The following is a 5112-nucleotide window of genomic DNA, read 5'->3' as shown; positions in this document are numbered from 1 at the left end:
CGGAGGCTTCGGCCCGCGCGACCCTAAAGGGTCGCAGAAGCACGGCCCAAATCCAAGCCCCACGGCTCGGCAGCACGGCCCAAAGCTCGCCCCAGTTCTCCGCCCCGTGTCAGCCTCACTGCGGCTCCGCTTTCGCTCTGCCGGATTGGCCGAGTGCCAACCGGCAGAATATGCCCTTTAAGCGGGCGGGCGACGGAGTTTTTGCGCGGATCAAGTTTTTTTTCGCGCGCCTTGCGCGATTCATCCATATTCGGCTCGCGCCGAAATATTTGAATCGCTTCTTTTGGCGGGGCGCGCGTCTGTTCGACAGGAGGGTACTGCGCTCGGGCCGCGCGGGCCCCACGTCCCGTGGACGGGCGAAACTACGTTTCGCTGTGGCAACCTCTACCCCAAGGCCGCCTCAACCCAACCTTCGTTCGCGCGCCGCCTCGTCAGACGCGCGAGCATTCTGGCGCAGAATTTGCTGCTTGTCCCTCCGAAATCAACACGTTCGCACCATGAACCGACAAAATAGCATCCGGGCGCTCGCAGACCGGGAACGCATCTGGGACACCATCGTGATCGGCGGAGGAGCAACCGGGCTCGGAATCGCCGTCGACGCCGCCACACGCGGATTCAGCACCCTCCTCTTCGAACAGGAGGACTTCGCCAAAGGAACCTCCAGCCGAAGCACCAAATTAGTGCACGGCGGAGTGCGCTATCTGGCTCAGGGAGACGTCGGACTCGTCCTCGAAGCCCTCAAAGAGCGCGGACTCCTGCAACGAAACGCCCCCCATCTGGTCAAAAACGAAGCCTTCGTCATCCCGTGTTACCGGTGGTGGGAAAAACCGTTCTACACCATCGGACTCACCCTCTACGACCTGATGGCCGGGCGGTTGGGACTCGGCAAATCGCTGCCCAAGAAGCGGAAAACCACCCTCGAACTCATCCCCGGCCTCCGGGCCGAAGGGCTCCGGGGCGGCGTGCTCTACCACGACGGGCAGTTCGACGACGCGCGGATGGCCGTCAATCTGGCCCAGACCGCCATGGACGCCGGCGGTTTCGTCATGAACTACGCTCGGGTGACAGGGCTGCTCAAAAAGGCGGACGGCACAGTCGACGGGGTGCGGGTCGAAGACCGACTGACGGGCGAAACGCACGAGGTGCGGAGCCGGACGGTGATCAATGCGACAGGGGTCTTCGTCGATTCGATCCTGCTGATGGACAACCCGGAAGACCGGCCGATCGTCCGACCCAGCCAGGGGATTCACCTCGTGCTGGATCGCTCGTTCCTCAGCGGAACGAACGCCGTGATGATCCCCCGGACGGACGACGGACGGGTGCTGTTCGCCGTGCCGTGGCACGACCGGGTGATCGTGGGGACGACGGACACGCTCCGCGAACACCCCGAGCTGGAACCCAAAGCGTTGGACGAGGAGATTCGGTTCATCCTCGACACGGCGGGCCGCTACCTGACGCGCAAACCCACACGGGAGGACGTGCTGTCGGTCTTTGCGGGGCTCCGGCCGCTGGCGGCGCCGAAAGAGGAGGGCAAAAGCACGAAAGAGATATCGCGCAGCCACAAGATCATCGTCTCGCCGTCGAACCTCATCACCATCACGGGGGGCAAGTGGACGACGTATCGCAAGATGGCGCAGGACACGGTCGACCGGGCGATCGCGCTGAATCTGCTGCCGCCGCGGGAGTGCATGACGGCTCATTACCCGATCCACGGCTACCACGGGCCGACGGATTTCGAAGCGCCGTTCTACTTCTACGGCTCGGACGAACCGAAGGTGCGGGCGTTGGCGAACGAGCGACCGGAGCTGGCCGAACGGCTCCACCCGGACTATCCTTACACGGGGGCGGAGGTGGTCTGGGCGGTGCGCGAGGAGATGGCGGTGACGGTGGAGGATGTGCTGGCGCGCAGGCTCCGGATGTTGCTGCTGGATGCCCGGGCGGCAATGGCAATGGCTCCGAGGGTGGCGGCCCTGATGGCTACGGAGCTGAGCCGCGACGAGCACTGGCAGCAGGAACAGGTCGCGGCGTTCACGGCACTGGCGGATGGCTATCTGCTGAAATAACCGAATTTTCGTTTTTGGTGTACCCGTGCTTTGAGCCGGACGGAACTGCCGCTTTTTGGAAAAAGCGGCACCAAAACCGACGTAGCAGCCGAGTTGCCATCAAGTTTACTTGAATGGCCGAGGCGCAAGGAGGAAACCTTAAGGTAAACTTTTAGTTAGCTACGCTACTCCTTAGGCTCCGCAGTCCTTAATCTCTGCGATTGCTTTTGGGTCGGGGTTGTAGCGCGCCAAAGGTTGTGATTGCATTAAGCGCGCTACAACTCCCGGCCCAAAGAAAGTCCGAGAGTTGGGCCGCCGGCAGCTTTAGGATGCGTGAGCATCCTCTAAAGTTTCTTTGGTTCTTTCTGTTCACAGAAAGAACAGTACCCTCCAACCCGAAGAACGAAGACACATACACAAATTCATCATGGCAACCGAACTGACACAGAAATACATTCTGGCTTTGGATCAGGGGACGACCTCCTCGCGCGCGATCATCGTCGACCACGCCGGGAACATCGTAGCCTCCGCCCAGAAGCCCTTCGAACAGATCTTCCCGCGGCCCGGATGGGTCGAGCACGACCCCGGCGAGATCTGGTACACCCAGTCCTCCGTCGCCGCCGAAGCCGTTGCCAAAGCCGACCTCACGGGGCTCGACATCGCCTGCATCGGGATCACCAACCAACGCGAAACCACCATCGTATGGGATCGCGAGACCTCGCTGCCCATCTACAACGCCATCGTGTGGCAGGATCGGCGCACGGCCGACTACTGCGAGCTCCTCAAACGCGAGGGGCGGGCCGAAACGATTCGGGCAAAAACCGGCCTGATGCTCGACGCCTACTTCTCGGCCACGAAAATCAAGTGGATCCTCGACCACGTCGAAGGCGCCCGCGAGCGGGCCGAAAAGGGAAAACTCTGTTTCGGAACCGTGGACAGCTGGATCGTCTGGAAGTTCACCCGCGGCCGGGTGCACGTCACCGACGTGAGCAACGCCTCGCGGACGATGCTCTTCAACATCCACTCCTTAGCGTGGGATCGGGAGCTACTGGAGCTGTTCGACATTCCGGAATCGATGCTCCCGACGGTGCGCGACAGCAGCGAAATCTATTGCGACACGGCCACGACGCTCTTTTCGACCAAGATTCCGATCTCGGGCATCGCGGGCGACCAGCAGGCGGCTCTGTTCGGACAGCTCTGCACCGAGCCGGGGATGGTCAAGACCACTTACGGGACGGGGTGTTTCATGATGGCGAACACGGGCGACCAGGCGGTGGCGTCGAAGAACCGCCTCCTGACGACCATCGCGTGGCGGATCGGCGGCCGGGTGACCTATGCGCTGGAGGGGAGCGCCTTTGTGGGCGGGGCCGTGATCCAGTGGCTGCGGGACGCGGTGCATGTGGTGAAGTCGTCGGCCGAGACGGAGGAGCTGGCGGAGTCGGTGCCGGACAATGGCGGGGTCTACTTCGTCCCGGCTCTGACGGGGCTGGGGGCGCCCTACTGGGATCAGTATGCGCGGGGCACGATCGTGGGGATCACGCGGGGCACGACGTCGGCCTACTTGGCGCGGGCGGCGCTCGAAGGGATCGCCTACGAGGTGTACGACATTCTGGGGGCGATGGAGAGCGACGTGGGTTCGCTGGCTCGCGAGATGCGGGTGGACGGGGGCGCGGTGGCGAACAATTTCCTGATGCAGTTTCAGGCGGATGTCTCGCGGGAGAACATCCTGCGGCCTCTGACGCTGGAGTCTACGGCGATGGGAGCGGCGTTTCTGGCGGGGTTGGCGGTGGGTTACTGGAAGGGACTGGACGAGTTGCAACAGCTCTGGAAGCTGGATCGGGCTTTCGCGCCACTCATTCCGGAACCGGAGGCGGAACGGCTGCTGGCGGACTGGCACCGGGCGGTCGAAAGGGCCAGAGGCTGGGCCAAAGAGAAGTAGGTCGAGCCCTTGTTTATTCCGAGAGGCAACGCAACTGATGACCGCGGCCACGGTTATCCGGATGGTTATATCCGACCCACGTTACACTGAAGCCCAAATAGATGCCGTTGATACCGCTGACCGCCGAGGACGAACTATATCCATCATTTCCGACAGCCATCATTTCGCCCAACCGTTTATAGTACCCACAGTCACGGAAGCCCGGGGCGCGCCACTCTCCCCGTTTATTCCGAGAGGCAACGCAACTGAATACCGAGGCCGCAGGTCTCCTGGCTGTTCGGGGCAAGCCCCGTCGAACCCGCACTCAAACCGAATCCTCTGAGGTAGTCCGTTGCGACAATCGAGGAAGAGGACCAGCTGAACCCGTAGTTGCCGGCATGGTTCACCGCGCCATCGTTGCCGCGGAAGCCCGGGGCGGGTTTAGGCGGTTCGCCGCCAGCGGTGAGCGTAACGAGTTCCGTCGAGTTGCAGTCCGCCGCGTGGGGTGGCGGCGAACTGCGCGGCTCAAAGAGCCGCAGGGAGTTAAAACAAGACAAGAGCAAAGGCTGCTTTTATTTAGGGTAGACCCGGCCCGTTTCGGGTAGAGGCTGCCAGTAGAACGCCCTATGGGCCCGTTTATTCCGAGAGGCAACGCAACTGAAGACCGTGGGCCCGGTCGTACCCGCCGCTGGAGTTGAGCTCCTGCGTGTTGAAGTCCAAGAACATGCCGTTAGTTTCGTTGGTTGAGCACGAATAACTATAACCGTAATTTCCGTTGTAGTACAAAGTTCCCATATGGCTATAGCGGTTGCCCGGGGCGGGATTAGGTTGTTTTTTTATGTTTTTACCCGTATTTCCTATCGACCCCCGAGGGGCTTCGCTACTGGGCAACAAGGCCGGCGGTTCGAAGAACCGCGCTATTCGCTCTCGTTCGAGAGTAAAGCCCTAACCCCGGGCACCAACCTCGCCCAATTCTGTCGGGTTCGGGCTGCGGCGTCCGGCCCGGGCATCGAAGATGCCCCGCTGCATGCCCGGCGGTTCTATGAACCGCAAAAGCGACACCTTTTTCTGACGGCTTCGGCCTGTCGCCCACTCCCCCGAGCGGCAAAGCCGCTGGGCGAACAGGCCGGCGATTCTACGAATCGCGCTACT

4 protein-coding genes are annotated in these 5112 nt (G+C 62.0%); 2 read left to right on the top strand and 2 right to left on the bottom strand.

The genetic code is table 11. The features are described 5' to 3' along the window. Nucleotides 1–497 precede the first annotated feature (497 nt). On the top strand, nucleotides 498–2063 hold the full coding sequence (locus QZ302_RS08485) for a glycerol-3-phosphate dehydrogenase/oxidase (protein ID WP_294594452.1): 1566 nt from the start codon (nucleotides 498–500) through the stop codon (nucleotides 2061–2063). A gap of 406 nt (nucleotides 2064–2469) precedes the next feature. After that, nucleotides 2470–3981, top strand: a complete 1512-nt coding sequence (gene glpK / locus QZ302_RS08480; protein WP_294594450.1) for a glycerol kinase GlpK — start codon at nucleotides 2470–2472, stop codon at nucleotides 3979–3981. Nucleotides 3982–3994: 13 nt separating this feature from the next. On the opposite strand, the gene QZ302_RS08475 is transcribed toward glpK, so the two are convergent. Together QZ302_RS08475 and QZ302_RS08470 are read right to left on the bottom strand one after the other, a co-directional pair. Beyond that, on the bottom strand, nucleotides 3995–4141 hold the full coding sequence (locus tag QZ302_RS08475; RefSeq protein ID WP_294594448.1) for a hypothetical protein: 147 nt from the start codon (nucleotides 4139–4141) through the stop codon (nucleotides 3995–3997). Between the two features lie 64 nt (nucleotides 4142–4205). Next, nucleotides 4206–4517 carry a hypothetical protein gene (locus QZ302_RS08470; RefSeq protein ID WP_294594446.1) on the bottom strand — a complete coding sequence of 104 codons (312 nt, stop codon included), beginning with the start codon at nucleotides 4515–4517 and terminating at the stop codon, nucleotides 4206–4208. Nucleotides 4518–5112 lie beyond the last annotated feature (595 nt).

This window comes from uncultured Rikenella sp. (assembly GCF_910579375.1).
Taxonomy (GTDB): domain Bacteria; phylum Bacteroidota; class Bacteroidia; order Bacteroidales; family Rikenellaceae; genus Rikenella.
The sequence above is the reverse complement of the archived record's forward strand: the minus strand, read 5'-3'. Positions and strand labels throughout refer to the sequence as shown.